We start from the raw sequence: 18,941 nt of genomic DNA on the forward strand, positions 1-18,941 counted from the left end.
CGCGACTCAGAACGTCGACAGCTCGCCCTCGATCACGCTGCGCGTGATCTCGGTCACGTCCGCGAGTTCGCGGTCGACGATCGCTTCGGCATCGTCCTCGACGTCCGAGACCGCGACGCCCTCGTCGGTGACGACCTGCACGTCGGCGACGTGGGGCTGGTCGATCGGCCGGCCGATCTGGCTCAGGAGCCGCACGCGCAGGTCGCGGATGCCGTCGACCTCGCTCACGACGCCCTCGGCGATTTCCGTCGAGAGCAGGTTGTAGATCTTCCCGATGTGGTTGACGGGGTTCTTGCCGCTGGTCGCTTCCATCGACATCGAGCGGTTGGGCGTGATGAGCCCGTTCGCGCGATTGCCCCGGCCGACGGAGCCGTCGTCGCCCTGCTCGGCGGAGGTGCCGGTGACGGTGAGATAGATCGAGCCCTCGTCGTAGTCGTCGGCCGTGTTGACGTGGACGTCGACGTCGCGATCGGTGTGTTCGCGCGCGACGCCGTCGACGAACTCGCGGACCGACTCGACGGCCTCGACGTACTCGTCGAGGTCGGCGATGTACTCGTCGACCATCGCCGCCGCGACGGTGACGTCGATCTCGTCGCCCTCGCGCTTGCCCATGAGCTTCACGTCAGGACCGAGCTCCGGATTTTCGTCCGCGTACTCGCCGTTCAGCCGGTGCTCGGCCTCGAGGACGATCCGTTCGGTCTCGGTCAGGGGCGCGTGGCCGACGCCGAAACTGGTGTCGTTTGCCATCGGAACGGACACTTCGTCCTCGCCGAAGACCTCCTGCAGATCGCCGCTGCCCTCGCCGAGTTTCACGTCGACGACGATGTCCTCGCCGACGGTCAGCTGGGGAATGTTCTCCTCGAGGTACTCCCGTGCCGCGCGCAGCGCGATGGTCTCGGCGGGGATGGTCTGGCCCTCGTAGTGTTTGGTCGCGCGGCCGACGATCAGCAGATAGATGGGGTCGATGACTTCGCCGCCGCCGAAGGCGGGCGCGGCCTCGCCCGCGACGAGTTGGGTCTCGTCGGTGTTGAAGTGTAACACCTCGCCGACGCGGTCCAAGTACTCGCGTGCGAGCGCTCCCGCGACGCTCTCGGCGATCCCGTCGCAGATGGAGTCGGGATGCCCGATCCCCTTTCGCTCGACGATTTCGACCTCCTGATCCTCGACGGCTTGTCGATCGATAGACTCGATCCGAATGTTCCGCTCGCTCATTGCCGGGACTTGACCGAGCGGAGTCGTATAACTTGCGGAAACAGATACGGGTCAGAAAATACCCTCGAGTTATGCGCCCGCCGGCTCAGGACGCGAGCAGCAAGCCGAGATACGAGGTCCTAAGCTGGTCGTCCGGGTCGAGCTCTAATCGCTCGAGGATGTCGTAGGCACCCTCGCGAGCCGCCTCGAGTTCCGATTCGTCTTCGACCTCGGTCTCGACCTCGACGTACTCGCCGACATCGTCGACCGAGTCGAGAGTGACGGTGTAGCCCGCGAGCGAGAACCGCTCGCGCTCTTTCCGGACCGTCGCGGCGGGCTCGAAGCCGAGGTTCGTCAGGATCGCGTCGGTCTTCTCGCGGTCCGCGACGCTCGTCTCGACCTCCTCGCGGGTCTTGGACTCGTCGTCGACGAGCGGCCCCTTGTAGGTGACTCGGGTCTCCGCATCGCCGTCCTCGGGCCGCTCCGAGCGGATTCGCAGCGCCTCGTCGGTCTCGGCGAACTCCCGATGGGGCGCGTCGTAGTAGGTGTCGACCTGCACGACCGCGCCCTCGGATATCGCCTCGAGCGCCGCGAGACGGTCCCGGACGACCGCGAGATCGGCGGGAACCTTTACTTCGACCTCGTACATGGGCGGGTGGACGGACGGCGGTCGTAAGTATCGGTCGCTCTCGCTCGAAAACGCGGTACTTAAATGTAGACGGCCGGACGTACCACGTATGACCGAGGAACAAGAGGCCGAGCTCGAGGAGCAGGCCGATGACGTCGATGAAGAAGTAAGCGAGGACGCAGCCGACGAAGCCGAGGGGCTTCAAGAAGGCGATTTCGTCGAACTCGAATACACGGCGTACACCACCGAAGACGAACAGCTGGTCGACACGACCGATCCCGAGGTCGCCGAGGAAGAGGGCGTCGACGAGCAGGGCCAGGAGTTCAAGCCGCGAACGATCGTTCTCGGTGAGGGCCACATCTTCGAGGGCGTCGAAGAGGCCATCATCGGCTCCGAACCCGGCGACTCCGGCACCGTGACGATCGCCGCCGAGGACGCCTTCGGCGAGTACGACCCGGACGATGTCCAGACCGTCAGCGCCGAGAAGATCGACGAGGACGACCGCTACCCCGGCGCGAACGTCACGATCGAGGGCGAGCAGGGCTACATCAGCACGATCATCGGCGGCCGCGCCCGCGTGGACTTCAACCACCCGCTGGCCGGCGAGGACGTCGAGTACGAGTACACCGTCGCCGACGAGGTCGACGACCGCGAACAGCAGGCGAGCGGCCTCTTCGAGATGTACCTCGGGATGGAGCCCGAGCTCTGGATCGAGACGGACGAAGTCGAGGAAGAGGTCCCCGTCGAACCCGACGAGGACGACGAGGACGCTGAGCCCGAGTTCGAGACCGAGACCGTCGAGAAGGAGACGCTCTACCTCGAGGCCACGCCCCAGATGACCATGAACCAGCAGTGGATGATGGGCAAACAGCAGATCGGCCAAGACATCATCGACAAGGTCGGCGTCGACCGCGTCATCGTCCAGGAAGTCATCGACGGCATGGGTGGCATGGGCATGGGCGGTATGATGGGCGGCATGGGCGGTATGGGCGGCGGCGACATCGAGGAGGCCCTCGAGGACGCCGACGTCGATGCCGACGAGATCGTCGACGAACTCGAAGGCGCAGAAGAGTAACGCGACCTGCAGCCACCGGTCTCCGTCGACCGGATCTTGCGCGGATCGACTTTTTCGCCCGCGAGCCCGTACGCTCCGAGCGACCGCGATGGTCGACTCGAGGAGCGATGGCAGGGCGAAGCCGGCGTCTGAGACCCGACGCGGCCGATTCAAACAGTGGCTACTCCTCGATGGCGACCGATTCGTGATCGCCGCTGGCGTCGCGGCCGCGTTCGGGATCACGTACGTTGCCTTCTCGATCGCCGGCGTCGCCCCGATCGCAGACACACAGCCGCTGTTCTACGCGTTCAGCGGCTTGATCTCGGGCAACTTCACGCTGATAACCGTCGTCGTCTCGATCAATCAGCTGTTGCTCTCACAGGAGTTGCAGTCGCCGGGCGAACTCGAGTCCGAGATCGAGGACACCGTGGACTACCGCGAGGAGGTCGAAGCGGTGTCGAACCGACCCGCGCCGGCGGAGCCATCGGGGTTTCTCCGCCTCGTCGTCGAGAGCGCGCGCCGGGACGCCCAGCGGCTCGGCGGGGCGGCGGTCGACGGACTCTCGGCCGATGCCCGCGAGGAAATCGACGAGATCGTCACGGACCTCACGGGCGAGTTCGACCGGATCGACGGACTCGTCGCGGAGTCGGATGCCGGGATCTTCAACACGCTGTCGACGATGCTCGAGACGAACTTCGCCCACGAGATACAGCGACTCGAGGAGTTCCGACGCGCACGCGGCGACGAGAGTGCCGCGGACACGGACGAGGCGATCGACGACCTGCTGAATCGATTGCGGGAACTGGACATCGCCAGACAGTACTTTAAGTCCGTCTACCTGCAGGTCGAACTCTCCCGGCTCTCGCGATCCCTGTTTTACGCCGGGATTCCGGCGGTCGGCACTGCGATCGCCGCTCTGTTCGTGATGACCGTGCCGTCGGGGCCGCCGTTCGGGCGGACGGTCCGTGCGGTCGTCTTTCCGATCGTCGTCGCCGTCGGCGTCTTCCCGCTGGCGGTGCTCTTTTCCTATATCCTGCGGACGGCGACGGTCACCGAACGGACCGCCGCAATCACGCCGTTTACGACACCGGAACAAGAGGTGTGACCAGCGGTGAGCGGCCCACCGGGCCGTGGGTCACGCGATGTCGCGGCTCGTGTCGATCGCCACCTCTTCGGTGAGTTCGAGTTTGATCGCGTCGGTCGGCTGGCTCCCGCCGCGGAACTTCGGGATCGTCAGGTGGTTCTCGAGTTCGGTGCCGGCGATTTCGGTCCGGAGATCGAAGACGGCGTCGGCGGCGTGGTAGGTTCGGGACCGGTTTTCGGGTTCGTCGTCGGCTTTCAGACAGTGGAGGACGGCGATGCTGCCGGTCTCGAGCATCTTCGTTTTGAGTTCGTTGAGGAAAGTGACGTACGCGTCCGTGTCGGCCCGCTCGAGGACGTCCATCGTGTCGATGATGAGGTTGGCACCGTCGGGGAGCGCGCCGATGAGTCGGGTCGCCTCCTCGAGCGGGTCGTCACCTGTGACGTGTCTGACAGTTGGGCTGCCGACCGAGGACGGGGAGGTCTCGATGGCGTGGCGCACGGCGTCGTCGGAGCGTTCCGTCGAGAGGTACAGCGTTCCGCGTGCGGCCGTGAGTTCGTACAGGAGGAGTTCGGACTGGCTGGCCGGCTCACCGGTGTACGCGACGATACACCCCGGCGGAAGCCCGCCGTCGAGTTTCCGATCGAGCACGTCGATTCCCGTCTCTAGCCGACCGACCATACAATTATGATCAATAGCTGTAGTGTCTGTATAACTCTTTGCCTTATATTCACGGTCACTGATACCATGGATCGGTGGGGACGGCGACGGGCCGGTTCGGTTTCGGTCCGCGACCCGGGCGTCACCGAATGGAGAGATTCAAGGGGCACGCCACAGCCTACACGAACGAATGCGCCACGATCACCTCATCACGAGCAAACAACTCTCCCGGGAGGACATCGAAACCGTCCTCGACCACGCGTCCGAGATCGACGCCGATCCGTCGTCCGTCGCCGGACGGCACGCGGAAACGCTGCTGGGGCTGCTCTTTTTCGAGCCGAGCACGCGGACGAAGATGAGCTTCGAAACCGCCATGAAACGTCTCGGCGGCGACATCGTCGACATGGGGCCGGTCGACTCCTCGAGCGTGAAAAAGGGAGAAACGCTCGCCGACACCGTCCGGGTCATCGAGGGCTACGCCGACGCGCTCGTCGTGCGCCATCCAAAGCAGGGCGCGGCGACGATGGCCAGCGAGTTCGTCGACGTGCCGCTGCTGAACGCGGGCGACGGCGCGGGACATCACCCGACCCAGACGATGCTCGATCTCTACACGATCCGGGAAAACGCCGGGCTGGACGACCTGACGATCGGTATCATGGGCGACCTGAAGTACGGCCGGACCGTCCACTCGCTGGCCTACGCGCTGACGAACTTCGAGACCCAGCAACACTTCATCAGTCCGGAGAGTCTGCAGTTGCCACGGGAGGTCGTCTACGACCTCCACCAGCAACAGGACGGCGCGGGAATCCGTGAACACGACTCCCTCGAGGAGATCCTGCCCTCGCTCGACGTGCTCTACGTCACCCGGATTCAGCGCGAGCGGTTCCCCGACGAGAACGAGTACCAGAAGATTGCCGGCGAGTACCAGATCGACGCCGACACGCTCGAGGCTGCGAGCGACGATCTGACGATAATGCATCCGCTGCCTCGCGTCGACGAGATCGCACCCGAGATCGACGAGACCGATCACGCAGCCTACTTCGAACAGGCGCACAACGGCGTCCCGGTTCGGATGGCGCTGCTCGACCTCCTGTTGAGCGACGACAAGGGAATCCGGGGTGAGGCCGATGAGTGACGAACACGACCACCACGACGGCGACGCCGACCACGAACTGCGCGTCAGCAAGATCCGTGACGGCACCGTCATCGATCACGTCCGCGGCGGGCAGGCGCTGAACGTCCTCGCGATTCTGGGCATCGACGGCACTAACGGCGAGGAGGTCTCGGTCGGGATGAACGTCCCCTCCAACCGCTTTGCGCGCAAAGACATCGTCAAGGTCGAGGGCCGCGAGCTGAGTCAGGACGAGGTCGACGTCCTCTCGCTGATCGCGCCCGACGCGACGATCAACATCGTCCGGAACTACGATGTCGTCGAGAAACACCGCGTCGAGCGTCCCGGCGTCGTCGAGGGCGTGCTCTCCTGTCCCAACGCCGGCTGTATCACGACCGGCGACGAGCCCGTGATCTCGCGGTTCTCGGTCCTCGAGGACGGCGTCCGCTGCTCGTACTGCGAGACGATCGTCCGCGACGAGATCGCGTCGCTGATCGATACCTGAGCAGGGCGACCGCGGCGCTCGTGGGAGGCCTTTCACGGTCGGAAGACCATCCAGAATAGCTAAGTGTTTGCCGACGCATTCTCTACTCGTACATGTCACGTACCGTCAAGATCGTACTCGCCCTGTTCGTCATCGCCGTCCTCTATAAGGTCGCCTTCGGCGGCTCGTCGGACGTCGAAGTCGATTTCGAACCGGCCGAAGAGTAGCACTCGATTCCGAATCGCTTAGGGGGACGGCGGCGTACACTGAGTTATGTACGGCGTCGTCACCCGTAACGCCGAAGAAGTACGGTGGCCGGAGTTCGACCGCGGTTTCTACGAGGTCAAAGACGTGACCGGCAGGTCCGCCGAACCGATCGAAGACGGGGTAAACATGGTCTCCTGTTTCGGCGACAACGCCGCCGCCGACGCCGACCCATCGCTGCTCCCCGTCGACGACATGGGGCGGCCAGCCGACCGCGAGCGGTCGTACTTCGACTGGGCCTATATCTGCCCCTCCCGGGAGGACTATCGAGAGGGGCTCTTCGAAATCATCGACGACTGCGTCGCCGCAAACGAGGACGTTCGTCTCGACGATATCGGCTTTCCCCGCGCGGAGTACTGCCGGTGTGGCGTCTGTGAGCGCGACTTCGAACAGAGCGAGTACGATGACCGCATGGAGTGGCGAGCCAGCGTCATCACCGAGTTCGTCGCGGAAGCCGCCGACCGCATCCCCGGGACGGTCTACATGACCCTCTACCCCGATCCCTACCCCGGCCACCTCTACGAGCGCGCCGGGATCGACCTCGAGGCCATCGAGCAGTACGTCGACGAGTTCGTCGTGCCGCTGTACGATACGGCCTACGGGACGACCTACTGGCTCGAGACGATCGCGAAGGGCTTCGAAAGCGCGCTCGAGACGCCGTTCGATATCGAACTGTACGCGGTCAACGTCGATGTCGACAACCTGATCCACGCGGTCGAGGTCGCCGAAGAGTACGGTAACGGGGTCTTCTTCGGCTACGAGGCGAGCAACGGGCGCGCGGCGCTGCGTCGGATGCAAGCCGACGAACGCGACGGCGTGACACACGGCAACCCGGGTTCCGACTCCGACGGGTAACCGCGAGCCGCCGGCGGAGACGGTCGGTTCTCAGTTCTTGCCAACCGTCCCTAAGCGGGTATTATGCCCTGTGGCGGCGGTCCCATCGCTGATTACTCGGCGACAGCGCGGTCGTCTCGCTGGGTCGCGGCCGCAAGCGGCGGCCGCCGGTTACCGGTGATTGGACTCGAGCGGGCAACTGCAACTGACGACGGCCTTTATTTGCGTCTCGGTCGCTCTCAGTCGTGACCGAGGATTGACGCTGCCGAGTGTGGATCCTCAGGTAACTCATATGAGAGACCAACAGACCCAACAGTCTACCGAGACGGACACGGAGCGGATGGCGGAATCGACGATGGACCAGAGCCGGCAGGCCATGGAGCAACTGATCGACCTCCAGCGAAACATGGCCCGCATGACCCTGAGCGCGCTCGAGTGGCAGGAGACCGCCCAGCGACAGGGCCTCGAGATGACGAAATCGATGCTCGAGAGCGCGCCGGGGCCGCAGTTCACGGAGTCGATGATGGAGAGCTATCTCCAGGGAATGGAGGCCGTCATGCCGGAGATGGAGCAGGCGATGGAACGGGGTATGCAGGCGGCTGCACGGCCCCAGATGAACCAGATGGAGCAGATGGGGAGTCGAATGCAGGGGATGGGAGAGCAGACGAGCGGTCAGTCTCGGCTGACCGAGCAGGGAATGCCACAGCGCGGTCAGAGCGGCGGGATGGGTAGCCAGCAGATGGGGAGCTACCAGCCCGGCGGCCAGCAGATGAGGAGTCAGCAACGCAGCGGACACCGGATGAGCGGGCAGGGAACGCCAATGCAGGGGACGAATACGCAGCCGCAACCGAACACACAGCCACAACCGCAGATGCAGTCGCACGCACAGACGGGCGGCCAGCAGGGACCGAGCGGCGGGTCCCAGACTCACCAATCCCACCAATCCCGCGAGTTCCAACAGACCGGCGAGTGGGTCTCACCGGACGAGTACGGCGGCGAGTCCGCCGGTGCGACCAGCCCCGAACAACGGCCGATGACCGCCGCACCCGCTCACTCTCGAGGGGACGAAGCCCAGCAGTTCGGACAGCAATCCCACCAAAGCGGCCACCGCTCTCAGCACGGCGGTTCCGACCAACCGCGGCGGGAATCCCAGCGAGCGCCGTCCTCCGGCCAGTTCGAGCAGGGTACCCAGCAGGGACGCCAAACCCGCCCGCAGGGATCGCAGCCACAGTCCGGACCGCAACGGGATGCGAGCCAACAGAGCGGTCCGTCCCGAAGCGGCGACCGGTCGCGGCCCGGGCGGGAATACGACCAGCCGACGGATCGAAACCGGGCTACGCCGGGACGGACCGATCAGGGTCGGCTGCGCGATCAGTACTCACAGCGGATCGATACGGATCGGCAGGAAGGGAACGAGCCGAACCGATCGGCCATGCGGGACACCCAACAACGCGGCGGGCAGTCGTCCGCGCAGGGCACCCAGCGCCACGAATCCGAGGGGGCCGATCGCAACCGGAATCGCGGCGAGACCGGCCCGCCCGAACGGCGCGCCATGGAGGACACGGATATCACGTCCGAGCAGCCCCAGCCGAACGAGAGCGGCCGCAGCGACGAGGACCGCCCAAATCAGGAGTGATCGCCATCGCCGTCTCGGCGGACTGACGCGACGTCGACCGCCCCGCCGTGCCGCCGCTCGAAGCGATCGCTGGGAGCGGTCGCAGTGGGTCGGCTGTGACATCACAGAACAAAATCGGATTCCGACTCGGAGCCGCGGCGGTCGACTCGAGGAGGACTGAGAACCGGTATTACCGGGTATCGCTGCCGGTTCGGGTATCGTCGTCATCGTCGCTTAACAGCCCATCGTCGTCATCGTCGTCACCGATGAGACTATCATCGTCGTTTGTTCCACGCCTGTCATCGGTATCGTCACCGATAAGGCTGTCGTCGTCGTTCGTCCCGCGCCTGTCGTCGTTGTCGTCGCCGATGAGCCCGTCGTCGTTGTCGTCACCGATCAGACCGTCATCGTCACCAGTGTTGCGTCTGTCGTCGTTATCATCGCCGATCAGGCCATCATCGTTGTCGTCGCCGATCAGACTGTCGTCGTCATCGTCGCGGATAACGCCCTCGTCGTCGGTGCCGCTGATATCGTCCTCGTTCCGGTCGATTCCCCGATCGGTGCCCGTTCCGGTGCCACCGGCTCCGGTCGTTCCGGTGTCGGTCATCCCGGTATCGGTTCCCGTGTCCGTCATTCCGGTCTCCGTTCCCGCGCTGCCACCGGTCGCTCCGGTTCCGCTCCCGGAGAGATCTCCCTCGAGGTGGATCTCATCGTCGGTCACGCGACCGACTGCCTCGTCTTGGAGCGGATAGGTGTCTTCGCTGCCGCCGCCCCAGCCGAGCGCCGCCTTGATCGTATCCGTGATGCCCGGATCCGGTTCGACGTGTGCTGTACCCTGCTGGACGTCGGCGACCATCCCGACCTCGTCGCCGTCGGCGTTGACGACGTGCTTGCCGATGTCGTCGTCGGTAAACTGTGGGGACATTGCAGTTTGACTAACGGTATATTCCCGCAAGGCGGTGGTGCTTGCTGGTGCTTGCGGACGTGTTTACCAGTTGATGGATGGGGCGACGTCTAGCTATTCGAAGTCCGGGTCGCGATCCTCGAGGAACGCGGCGACGCCTTCCTCGTGGGCGTCGGACGTGCGGGCCTGCGCTTGGAGCAGGTTCTCGTAGTCGAGGGCATCGTCCCACGAGCGGCTCATGTTCTCGTGCATCGCCTGTTTCATCATCCCGATCGTGGCCGTCGGCCCGTTCGCGAGCCCCGCGACGGTTTCGGTGACCCGATCGTCGAGTTCGTCGGCCGGAACCGCTTCGTTGACCAACTCGAGGTCGGCCGCGCGCTCGGCGTCGAAGAATTCGCCGGTAAAGGCGAGTCGTTTCGCGGCCCGCAGCCCGACGATGTGGGGCAGCATGACGGTCCCGCCGGTGTCGGGGATCAGCCCGACCCTGACAAATGCACAGGAAAACGTCGCGTCGTCGGCGGCGAACGCGAGGTCCGCCAGCGCGACGATCGAGAGCCCCGCACCGATGGCGTCGCCGTTTACCTTCGCGACGATCGGCACCGGACACTCGAGCATCGCTTCGACGACGCGGCCGAAGGTCTCGGTGACCTCCTCGTAGGCTGCCTGTGAGGACTCCGGCGTGTCGGCAAGCGACTCGAGGTCGCCGCCGGCGCTGAACGCCGTTCCCTCGCCAGTGATCACGATCGCATCGTACTCGTCGGCCGTCGCGGCTTCGATCGTATCGGCGAGTTCGTCTGCCGTCTCGGTCGTGAGGGCGTTGCGCGCGTCGGGTCGATCGAACCGCAGCCGCAACACGCCGTCGTCGTTGTCAATCTCCATACCGGAAGGAACGGAGGCCCGGCTCTTAACGGTCGGCGGTCCGCGAGCCACACGGCGTCCGGGTCCGTTTGCTGGCTCGAGCGGCCACTTCCGACCGGCGATTCGACTCACTGTCGGTCGATCGGGCGGTCGCGGAAAAGCATCGAGTCTGGCCGTAGATGGGGCCGGTTGCTCGGTCGCGAATCAGTTCGTCGGGATCGGCGGCGCGGCGGTGTCCTCTTCGGTCACGTTGAGTTCGGACGTGACGAGCGCGCGGTAGGCTCGGCGCAGGCGTTCGGAGAGCGCCTGATGGGAGATGCCGAGTTCCTCGGAGAGTTCTTGCATCGAAACCTCGCGGGGGATTTCGAAGTAGCCGTGATCGATCGCCGCGACCAGCGTCTCGTACTGGCGGGTCGTCAGGCCACACTGGGAGTGAGTCTCCTCGGCCAGATCGAACAGCCGGACGATGGTCGGCGTCACGTCGTTGTTATCGAGGCGGTCGTACAGCGAACTCACGCTCTCGCGGTCGACCACGCGGACGCTGAGCAGCCACGTACCGTTCGAGGCCGAGGCGCTCAGGACCGTGCCGCCCTCCTCGAGGATGATCTCGAAGGGGTCGACGGTGTCGGGTTCGAACTCGATGTCGTAGAGCCAGCGGTCCTCGTCGCTGCTGATCTGGGAGTACGTGCCGATCGCGCCCGCTTCGTCGAGGGCGTCCTCGATCTCCGGCTGGGACGGCCCCGACAGCCAGAGCCCGTGGCCGCTCGAGGCGATGACGCGCTCCATTTCACACGCGAGAGAGGGGACGGCCTCGAACAGCTCGCCGGTTCCGGTTCCGTCGGCCGGGATCTCGATGTCTGCGATGGATGTCATGGGTCTCATCCATGGATATGGCGACGACATCCATAACCGCACTTCCAAAGCACTTAGAAGCGGTTTGAGCGAATTACACGCGTTCTGATCGGTTCGATTTGCGGGACCCGCGACAGCGCCGCGGACACGGCGAGTCAGTGCCGGCGGGGCGTTCCGACCAGCAATTGGACGGCGAGGACGACGATCGCGGCGACGGCGAGCAAGGCGAGCGCGATCGGGACGATGGCGTCGATCCCGCGGGCGATAAACGAGACGCGGATCTGGGTAGGCATGGTCCGCGGGGTGTACGCGACCATCATCGTCGCGCCGAACTCGCCGAGCGCCCGGACGAACGTCAGCACGATTCCGGCCGCGATGGCGTTGCGCGCGAGCGGCAGCGATACCAGCCGGATCGTCCGGAGCCGTCCATACCCCATCGTCCGCGCGGCCTCCTCGAGCTGCGGATCGACGCCGTCGAAGCCCGCTCGAGCGGTAACGACGAGAAACGGCGCGGCGACGAACGTCTGTGCGAGGACCACGCCGGCGCGGCTGTCGGTCAGCGGCACGCCGAGGGCCGCGGCGGCCCCGCCGACGGGCGTGTACCGTCCAACGACGGTCAACAGCATCACGCCGCCCACGATCGGGGGAACGACAAGCGGTAGCAAGACGACGGCTTCGACCAGCCGCTTCCCGCGGAACGACCCCCGCGAGAGGACGTAGGCCAGCGGAACGCCGAAGACGGTCGCGATCGTCGTCGAGACCGGTGCCGTCACAAGCGAGGTTCGGATCGCGTCCTGAACCGTCGGATCTGCGAGTCCGCCGAGGACGTCGACCGTTCGCATTCGGGACAGAAAGACCGCAACGGGGACGACAAAATAGGCGAGCAACACCGCGCCGAGCAGCGCCGGCACGGCGAGCCCGCTCGAGAGTCGCTCGAGGCCGGCGTCGAACCGGGACGCGCCCGCGGTCGACTCCGCTGGCTCGCGGTCGCCGTCGCGGTGGCGGTCGCGGCTCTGAGTTCGGTCCCGATCCCGATTCCGATTCGAGCCCCGATCCGTGCGGCTCACGGGTCGATCCCCTCCGGCGGATTGCCGTGGAACCGGGGTAGAGCGTCGTCGACGCGCAGTCCGTGATCGGAAAGCAGGTCGTCGTTCTCGAGGAGGAACGAGACGAACTCCCGGCCTGCGTCGGGGTCGTCGGCGTCGGTGCGGACCGTCGCGTTGTAGACGACCGGCGACCCCTCGACCGTCTGGCCGTCGGCGGTGGTGTAGCTCGCCGTCGCGTACTGGTCCGCGAGCGCGGGGTCGCCGAAGTTGTAAGCGGTGTCGAGTTCGCGGACGGCGACATCGCGCTCGGCGGCCATGTTTCCGTAGGCGACCGCGCAGGCTCGCGTACCGTTCTCGAGGCCGGCGAGCAGTTGCGGCTCGTCGGCGACGCGGACGGCTCGATCGGCCATCGCGTCGCGAAAGCCCTCGAGACCGTGTTCGCGCTCGGCGAGTTCGAAGAGGAGGAGCGCTCGGTAGCCGAGCGGATCGAGGTCCGGATCGCTGATCGCGATCGCGCCCGCCTCGGCGTCGGCGAAGACGTCATACCACGGCTCGCCGCCCGCGAGCCGCGCGCCCGGCTCCGTCTCCGGCGCGTAGGCGATCACGAGTTCGTTGGCGGCGAACTCGACGTCCCAGTCGGCCTGCTCGGGATAGAGCCGGTCCCGCAGGAGATCGATGTCGGCTCCGATCACGACATCGGGATGCTTCGTTTCGTCTACGACCAGCCGCAAAAGGGCGTTCGTCCCGTAGTACTCGCCCTCGTATCCCAGCCCCGATTCCGACTCGAAGGCTGGTCCGACGCCGCTCTCGAGGGCGACGGCGAGACTGCCCGCGGCGAGGACGCGAACGCCGTCGGTGCCGCCGAGACAGCCCGCCGTGCCGACCAGCCCCGCAGTCAGTCCGCCCGCCGCGACGAGCGCGTTCCGCCGGCTCCAGCGGGACGGTCCGGCGCGGTCGTCGCGACTGTGCATACGTCCCGTTCGATCGCTGGCATAAATACAACTGGTTTCGGTTCCTATATTGTGGGAAGATAACTGAATGTGGTTACGCGAGGCTGACGCGTCCGCGCGCCGCTGGCGTCCCAATTGCGATGTTCTCGGGCGTTTACTCCGCGTTATCGTCTTGCTCTCCGTTCGCCCCATCATCGATCGCGAGACCCTCGAGCGAGCGGATCGTCTCGACTAGTTCGTCGATCGGCTCGTCGCCGCGCCCGACGATGGCCCCAGCCACCGCGGAGGGCTCCCGGTCGCCCACGAGAATCGTCGGTAGCGGCGACTCGGCGAACCCCTCCACGAGCACGATATCGTAGCCGCGGCGCGCGAGGCGCTCGAGGGTGCTCGCGAGCGCGCGAATCTCGGGGTCGTCGGACTCGAAGAGGGGCCCGATCGCGGACGCGGGCGGGTTTCGCTTTCCGCGCGTCGTGATGTCGAAGGTGACAGTCGGCGTGATACCGACGACGGTTTCGGCACCGGCCGTCCGGTGGCGGTGGGTGTCGGTTCCCGGCGTATCGATCTCGATGTCGTGGTGGATCGACTTGACCGTCGCGACGCGGGCGTCCGCGGCGAGTCGGTCCACGAGGGTCTCGACGAGCGATGTCTTCCCGGCGTCGCTCGGGCCGGCCAGACAGACGACCCGCAGCCGCGAGTCCTGAGACATGTGGTTCGATCACCGTCATAGCGACAAGAGCCGTTCGACCGACCGATGGAGCGGCCGGGGGCGGTCCCGCGAGGCGGCCGCTCGAGCGCCGGCCCGCGCTATCGTTCGACGACCATCACCCACTCGTCGGGGGCCTGCCGACGAACCGCGTACTCTGCGAACGCGTCGCCGGGCGGTCCCTCGCGACCGACGGCCGACACGAGTTCGGCCGCGAGCGGCGACGGATCGTGGTCGTTGATCAGGTAGAACGCCTCGCCGGGCTCGGTCGCGCGGAACTCCTCGGTCGCCTGCTCGTGGCGGATCGACTTCGGGAGCCCGCGCAGGTCGAGCGCGTGGTCGGGCACCGAGAGGTCGCCGACATCGTCCAGTCGCTCGAGGACGGTCTCGGCCAGCGCCGCGGTCTCGTCTGGCACGTCCGTGCCGAAGTCCCGAACCCGCTCGTCGAACGGGAGTTCGCACAGCACCGGCTGATCGAGTTCGGCCTCGATGTCGGCCTCGGGGAAGAGGTCGTGTTCGCGACCGCACTCGCAGGTAAAGCCGCGCATGTTGACGACCGTGCCCAGCAGCGGAACGCCGTTCTCCTCGAACAGGGTGGCGCTGCGGGCCGTGTCGCTGACGCTCGTGGGATGTGGCGTACTGACCAGCACCGCGCCGTCGATCGGCAGCGACTGCAGCGCCGTCAGGACGATGTCGCCGGTCCCCGGCGGCAGGTCGATAACGAGCGCGTCGAGATCGCCCCACGCAGTGTCTTCGAATAGTTCGCTGACCGCCTCGTGGGCCATCGCGCCGCGCCACGCCAGCGGCTCGTCGTTCGCGATGAGCCCGACGCTCATCGCCGTGAGGTTCCCGTTATCGATCGGTTCGGCGTTCCCCTCTGCGTCGGCCGAAACCGGCCCCTCGAGGTCCAGCAGTTCCGGCACGTTCGGCCCGTAGAGGTCGGCATCGAAGAGGCCGACCTCGCGGTCGGGCTCGGCCGCCAGCGCTCGAGCGAGTTGCGTCGAGACCGTCGTCTTGCCGACGCCGCCTTTGGCGCTGGCGACCGCGATCACGGTGTCGACGCCCGCCGCGCCGTCGATGTCCTCGGCCGCGGCGTCCGCGGGCGTCTCGCCCTCGACCGTCGCGCGCTCGACGCCGGGGGTGGCGAGGGCCTTTCGCCGGAGCGCCTCGGTGACGTCTTCGGCGGTCGGCTCGTCGAAGCCGGCGAGATCGGCGGCGATTCGCACGGCCCGATCCTCGACCGATACGTCCGCTACCAGTCCGGACTCGAGGACGCTCCCGCCGAGATCCGGGTCCTCGACGGACCGCAGGCCGGCGCGAACGCGGTCGGCGAGGTCGTCGGTCGGTACCTCCTCGGGGACGATATCGTGTTTTGCCATGTTACCAAGCCTCGAACTCTTCGGCGTCCTCGTCGGGTTCCCGCTCGGTCATCAACGTCCCGCCGTAGGGCCGGAAGTCGAGATCGTACGTGTTCGCGACGGTGTCGAGCGCGTCCTCGCGTTCGGCGATCGACGCGGTATCGAACTCGAAGTCCTCGACGGCCGCGACCAGTTCGTCGTCGCTGACGCGGCCCTCGGCGTAGCCCGCGGCGATGCCGTCCCGGAGGACGTCGGCGTTTCTGCGCAACCGCGTCGCCTCCTCGAACCGCTCGCGCAGGTCGTCGTCGAGCCCGCCCCGATCGAGGGGGATCCCCTCGAGCAGTTCGGTCGCTCGCTCGTCGTACCGGTCGGCCATCGTCAGCAGTTCGACGACCTGTTGTTGCGTGGAGAGCGACCGCCACGCGTCGCGGGCCTCGTCGGCGACGACGGCCTCGACGGCCTCGGTCCACTCGGTCGAGCGCTCGACGTCCTCGAACGCCTGCGCGACGAACGCGCCGACGTGGTCGTCCGGGATCGTGATCCCGAGGGACTCCTCTAAGCCCGCGCCCGTCCCCGCGGCGCTGCTCTCGGTCGTACAGCCCTCGTCCGAGCCCTCGTGCTCGTGGTCGTGGGCCGCGTTCGATTCGCTGGCCGCCTGCGGGCCGTCGGCCGGTTGCGCTTCGTCCGTGGGTGTGCTGTCGAGTTCGTAGGTCATCGTCGATCACGCTGTCCCTGTGTGAGGCCGTCGATCGAGTTCGCGGGGCCGCGTCCCGGACCCGGCCCCTGTCGTTCGCGCTCCCGCCGCGAGCCGGGGCCACCGCCGGGCGCGGCCTCGTCGTCCAGTTCGATGTCGAGTTGGTCGGGATCGACGCCGCGGGCCGTCGCGAGCGCCTGCTTCGCCGACCGCCGCACGTCGTCGCTGCGGTCGTTCAGTCCGTGGCGCTCGAGGACGGCCTCGGCGCGCTCGGTCCCGAGTTCGCCCAGACTGGTCGCGGCCTTCGCCCGGACGAACGCCTCCGGGTCCCGAGCCAGCACCGCGGCGAGGATGCGGACGCTCTCGCCCACGTCGTCGGCGTACTCCCGCAGGTAGTCGGCCGCGTACTCCCGAACGCCGGAGTGAGGATCGTTCTTGATCCGGTCGATCAGTTCCTCCTGGGACGACGCGCCCGTCTTCGACAGGGCGATGACGGCGTTGCGCCGCACCCAGCCGCTGTCGTCCTCGAGTGCGTCCCGGAGCGGAGTCTCGTTCCCCGGCGCGGCTCGAGACTGTGCAACGACAGCTTCGGCGCGGACCCACTCGCGGCCGTCGGCGAGTGCCGACCGGATCGCCTCGCTGGCCGCGTCTTTCGCATCCGATTCGGCCGCGCTCGCGGCGAGGCCGAGCGCCTCGACGGCGAACTGCCGCACGTCTTCGGCGTCGTCGTCGACCGCCAGTTCGGCTAGCCGTTCGATCGTCGCCGGTGCCAGCCCGCCGTCGTCGGCCAGATCGATCAGTCCGAGCACGGCGCGGCGGCGGTCGCGCTCCCGATCGGCCTCGAGTCGGGTCCGGAGCGTCGATTCGTCGTCGTCGGGTGCCCGGCCGCGGGCACTTCGGTTCGCGTATTCGGTCATGGTTTCGCCCTCCAGTAGCTGACCAGCCACGCGGCGAGCGTCGCGAGGACGATCGCGGCGGGCCAGTTGGTTGCGGCTCCGACCAGCCAACTCGCCGATTCCGTCGCGCTGGCGACGACGCCGTCGTTGCGCTCCGCCTCGGCGCTGTCGCCGCCGTCCGAGTCAGCCGCGCTGAGCGTTCCGTCGTCGGTGTCGAGCGTGAGGAACTGGTACGACAGCGACTTCTCGCCGTTTGCCTCGCCAGCGCTGCCGTTCCAGACGGCGTAGGTGAGATACATCTGCTCGCCCTCCTCGAAGGAGGCGTCGTGCTCGCCGTTTGCGTCGTGCTCGCGCTGGAACGCGACCGCCCAGCCGTCCTCAGTTCGCTCGCCGTTCGCCGCCACCGGCTGGGTCTCCGCGTTGGTCAGCGAGCCGTAGCCGGTTGCGTAGTAGTTCTGCCCGTAGCGGTTGTAGCTCGACTGCGAGAGCGGATTCCCCGCTGCCTCGCCCGGCTTCGTCTGGTTGTCCGGGTGCGGGTACGAGTACATGTCGCCGCCCGGATCGGACTCGGAGTGTTGCCAACTCGAGCGCCAGTACCAGATGTTGACCGGCTCGCCGGCCGCACCCATGGCGACCGGCGGCTCGCTGCCGCTCCGGAGCATGACCGCCGCGGCGTCGCTGTAGGCGTTGGGCTCGTTGATCTCCGTGTCCGCGGTCGGGTCCTCCCACTCCATGCGGAAGGCGACGTGCGTGTCGTTGGTCACCGCTTGGACGGTCACGTTGTCGACGCTCCCGCCGCCGTAGGGCTGGGCCATCTGCTGGCTGTCGAGCGAGACCGTTTTCGTCGACGCGTCGTCCCACGCGGCGGCGTCCGGCTCCGCGGGCACCGCGTTGACCGAGGTGAACGGCAGCGGGCCGCCCGTGAGGACCGCGACCACCGCGATTTGGGCGACCAGCACCAGACACAGCACGATCACGGCCAGTTTCGTCGCGTAGCGCGCGGCGCTGCGGTCGATCGAAACCGAGCCGATCTCGAGCGACTGTGAACTCACGGGGCCTCACCCCCGTTCGCCGGCTCCGTCGACACCGTCGGCTCCGGATGCTGGCCGTTGTCGTAGGTGACCAGTTCCTCAAGGAGATCCGCTGCGGCCGCGTACGCGTCTTCCTCGGTCGCCCGCCGCAGGTCGTGGGCCAGCGCCGGCACGAACTCGACCAGGTGATCAGCCAGCACCGTCGCCTCGGCCTTCCCGACGCGCTCGGCGGCCGCGATCTCGCCCGACTCGAGCGCGACCGCCCGCTGGCCGGCCAGCACCTGCGCGAGTTCGAGTTCGGCCGCGACGTGATCCTGGCGCTCGGCGAAGTCGTCGCTGGGCTCGAGGCCGAACTCCTCCATGAGGCCCACGACGGTCGCGATCCGGCGCTGCTCGCTGCTGATCTCGTCGCGGGTCGTGTAGTGGGCCTCGTAGGGGATCACGGCGTAGGTCCCGTCGTCGCTTGGGAGGCCGAACAGCTGGTTGTAGGCCACCTGCAGGTCCTCGACCGGGGTTTCCTCGAGGGCCTCGAGCAGCGCGGTCGCCTCCTCGGAAACGGTGAGTTGCTCGGCGGCGCGTTCGATCCCCTCGCGGGCCTCGGGGTCGAGCAGTTCGCGAACGGTGTCCTCGTCGGGGTAGGTAAGCGCCGCGGCGGCGGCACAGTACAGCGTGGCCCGCGCGGCGTGGTACTCGGAATCGCCTGTGGTAGTGGTCGGTGTCATCGGTC

20 protein-coding genes are annotated in these 18,941 nt (G+C 66.9%); 6 read left to right on the plus strand and 14 right to left on the minus strand.

The features are described 5' to 3' along the window. Nucleotides 1–6 precede the first annotated feature (6 nt). Both C489_RS04460 and cyaB read right to left on the minus strand, forming a co-directional pair. Entirely contained in the window at nt 7–1,212 is a 1,206-nt protein-coding gene (locus C489_RS04460) for a methionine adenosyltransferase (protein ID WP_006429961.1), read from the minus strand. An 85-nt stretch (nt 1,213–1,297) separates the two neighbouring features. Further along, nucleotides 1,298–1,840: a class IV adenylate cyclase gene (gene cyaB / locus C489_RS04465; RefSeq protein WP_006429962.1), complete on the minus strand. Its 543-nt coding sequence runs from the start codon at nt 1,838–1,840 to the stop codon at nt 1,298–1,300. 88 nt (nt 1,841–1,928) lie between these two features. On the opposite strand from cyaB, the gene C489_RS04470 reads away from it, so the two are divergent. Continuing rightward, nucleotides 1,929–2,894: an FKBP-type peptidyl-prolyl cis-trans isomerase gene (locus C489_RS04470; protein ID WP_006429963.1), complete on the plus strand. Its 966-nt coding sequence runs from the start codon at nt 1,929–1,931 to the stop codon at nt 2,892–2,894. Nucleotides 2,895–2,982: 88 nt separating this feature from the next. After that, a complete protein-coding gene (locus C489_RS04475; RefSeq protein ID WP_006429964.1) occupies nt 2,983–3,978 on the plus strand; it encodes a hypothetical protein in 996 nt (331 codons plus the stop codon). Nucleotides 3,979–4,008: 30 nt separating this feature from the next. Here the strand turns inward: C489_RS04475 and C489_RS04480 are convergent, their stop codons facing one another. Continuing rightward, complete coding sequence (locus C489_RS04480; RefSeq protein WP_006429965.1) at nt 4,009–4,635, minus strand: RAD55 family ATPase; 627 nt, start codon at nt 4,633–4,635, stop codon at nt 4,009–4,011. 169 nt (nt 4,636–4,804) lie between these two features. On the opposite strand from C489_RS04480, the gene pyrB reads away from it, so the two are divergent. The 4 genes from pyrB to C489_RS04500 all read left to right on the plus strand — a co-directional run bounded on the left by pyrB (nt 4,805) and on the right by C489_RS04500 (nt 8,943). Further along, nucleotides 4,805–5,749 carry an aspartate carbamoyltransferase gene (gene pyrB / locus C489_RS04485; protein ID WP_006429966.1) on the plus strand — a complete coding sequence of 315 codons (945 nt, stop codon included), beginning with the start codon at nt 4,805–4,807 and terminating at the stop codon, nt 5,747–5,749. After that, nucleotides 5,742–6,230, plus strand: a complete 489-nt coding sequence (pyrI, locus tag C489_RS04490) for an aspartate carbamoyltransferase regulatory subunit (protein ID WP_006429967.1) — start codon at nt 5,742–5,744, stop codon at nt 6,228–6,230. The genes pyrB and pyrI overlap by 8 nt, the downstream gene beginning before the upstream one ends. Before the next feature lie 252 nt (nt 6,231–6,482). Beyond that, nucleotides 6,483–7,328: a hypothetical protein gene (locus tag C489_RS04495; protein WP_006429969.1), complete on the plus strand. Its 846-nt coding sequence runs from the start codon at nt 6,483–6,485 to the stop codon at nt 7,326–7,328. A gap of 271 nt (nt 7,329–7,599) precedes the next feature. Next, the gene (locus C489_RS04500) at nt 7,600–8,943 is read left to right on the plus strand and encodes a hypothetical protein (RefSeq protein WP_006429970.1); all 1,344 of its coding nucleotides are present in this window, start codon (nt 7,600–7,602) and stop codon (nt 8,941–8,943) included. 169 nt (nt 8,944–9,112) lie between these two features. Here the strand turns inward: C489_RS04500 and C489_RS04505 are convergent, their stop codons facing one another. The 11 genes from C489_RS04505 to C489_RS04555 all read right to left on the minus strand — a co-directional run bounded on the left by C489_RS04505 (nt 9,113) and on the right by C489_RS04555 (nt 18,936). Further along, on the minus strand, nt 9,113–9,847 hold the full coding sequence (locus C489_RS04505) for a hypothetical protein (RefSeq protein ID WP_006429971.1): 735 nt from the start codon (nt 9,845–9,847) through the stop codon (nt 9,113–9,115). Between the two features lie 93 nt (nt 9,848–9,940). Beyond that, on the minus strand, nt 9,941–10,705 hold the full coding sequence (locus tag C489_RS04510; protein ID WP_006429972.1) for an enoyl-CoA hydratase/isomerase family protein: 765 nt from the start codon (nt 10,703–10,705) through the stop codon (nt 9,941–9,943). A gap of 183 nt (nt 10,706–10,888) precedes the next feature. Beyond that, a complete protein-coding gene (locus C489_RS04515; RefSeq protein WP_006429973.1) occupies nt 10,889–11,557 on the minus strand; it encodes a helix-turn-helix domain-containing protein in 669 nt (222 codons plus the stop codon). Nucleotides 11,558–11,691: 134 nt separating this feature from the next. Then, on the minus strand, nt 11,692–12,603 hold the full coding sequence (locus C489_RS04520) for an ABC transporter permease (RefSeq protein ID WP_006429974.1): 912 nt from the start codon (nt 12,601–12,603) through the stop codon (nt 11,692–11,694). Then, the gene (locus tag C489_RS04525) at nt 12,600–13,553 is read right to left on the minus strand and encodes an extracellular solute-binding protein (RefSeq protein ID WP_006429975.1); all 954 of its coding nucleotides are present in this window, start codon (nt 13,551–13,553) and stop codon (nt 12,600–12,602) included. Before C489_RS04525 ends, C489_RS04520 begins: the two co-directional genes overlap by 4 nt. 133 nt (nt 13,554–13,686) lie before the next feature. Next, nucleotides 13,687–14,238: a molybdopterin-guanine dinucleotide biosynthesis protein B gene (mobB, locus tag C489_RS04530; protein ID WP_006429976.1), complete on the minus strand. Its 552-nt coding sequence runs from the start codon at nt 14,236–14,238 to the stop codon at nt 13,687–13,689. 98 nt (nt 14,239–14,336) lie between these two features. Continuing rightward, nucleotides 14,337–15,614: a P-loop NTPase gene (locus C489_RS04535; protein WP_006429977.1), complete on the minus strand. Its 1,278-nt coding sequence runs from the start codon at nt 15,612–15,614 to the stop codon at nt 14,337–14,339. Between the two features lies 1 nt (nt 15,615). Beyond that, nucleotides 15,616–16,308 (minus strand): hypothetical protein, encoded by a 693-nt coding sequence (locus tag C489_RS04540; protein ID WP_006429978.1) that lies wholly within the window; start codon nt 16,306–16,308, stop codon nt 15,616–15,618. After that, complete coding sequence (locus C489_RS04545) at nt 16,305–17,204, minus strand: HEAT repeat domain-containing protein (RefSeq protein ID WP_006429979.1); 900 nt, start codon at nt 17,202–17,204, stop codon at nt 16,305–16,307. Before C489_RS04545 ends, C489_RS04540 begins: the two co-directional genes overlap by 4 nt. Further along, nucleotides 17,201–18,235 carry an ethylbenzene dehydrogenase-related protein gene (locus C489_RS04550; RefSeq protein WP_006429980.1) on the minus strand — a complete coding sequence of 345 codons (1,035 nt, stop codon included), beginning with the start codon at nt 18,233–18,235 and terminating at the stop codon, nt 17,201–17,203. The genes C489_RS04545 and C489_RS04550 overlap by 4 nt, the downstream gene beginning before the upstream one ends. After that, nucleotides 18,232–18,936, minus strand: a complete 705-nt coding sequence (locus C489_RS04555) for a TorD/DmsD family molecular chaperone (protein ID WP_006429981.1) — start codon at nt 18,934–18,936, stop codon at nt 18,232–18,234. Before C489_RS04555 ends, C489_RS04550 begins: the two co-directional genes overlap by 4 nt. Nucleotides 18,937–18,941: the final 5 nt, after the last annotated feature.

It is taken from the genome of Natrinema versiforme JCM 10478 (genome assembly GCF_000337195.1).
Classification (GTDB): Archaea; Halobacteriota; Halobacteria; order Halobacteriales; family Natrialbaceae; genus Natrinema; species Natrinema versiforme.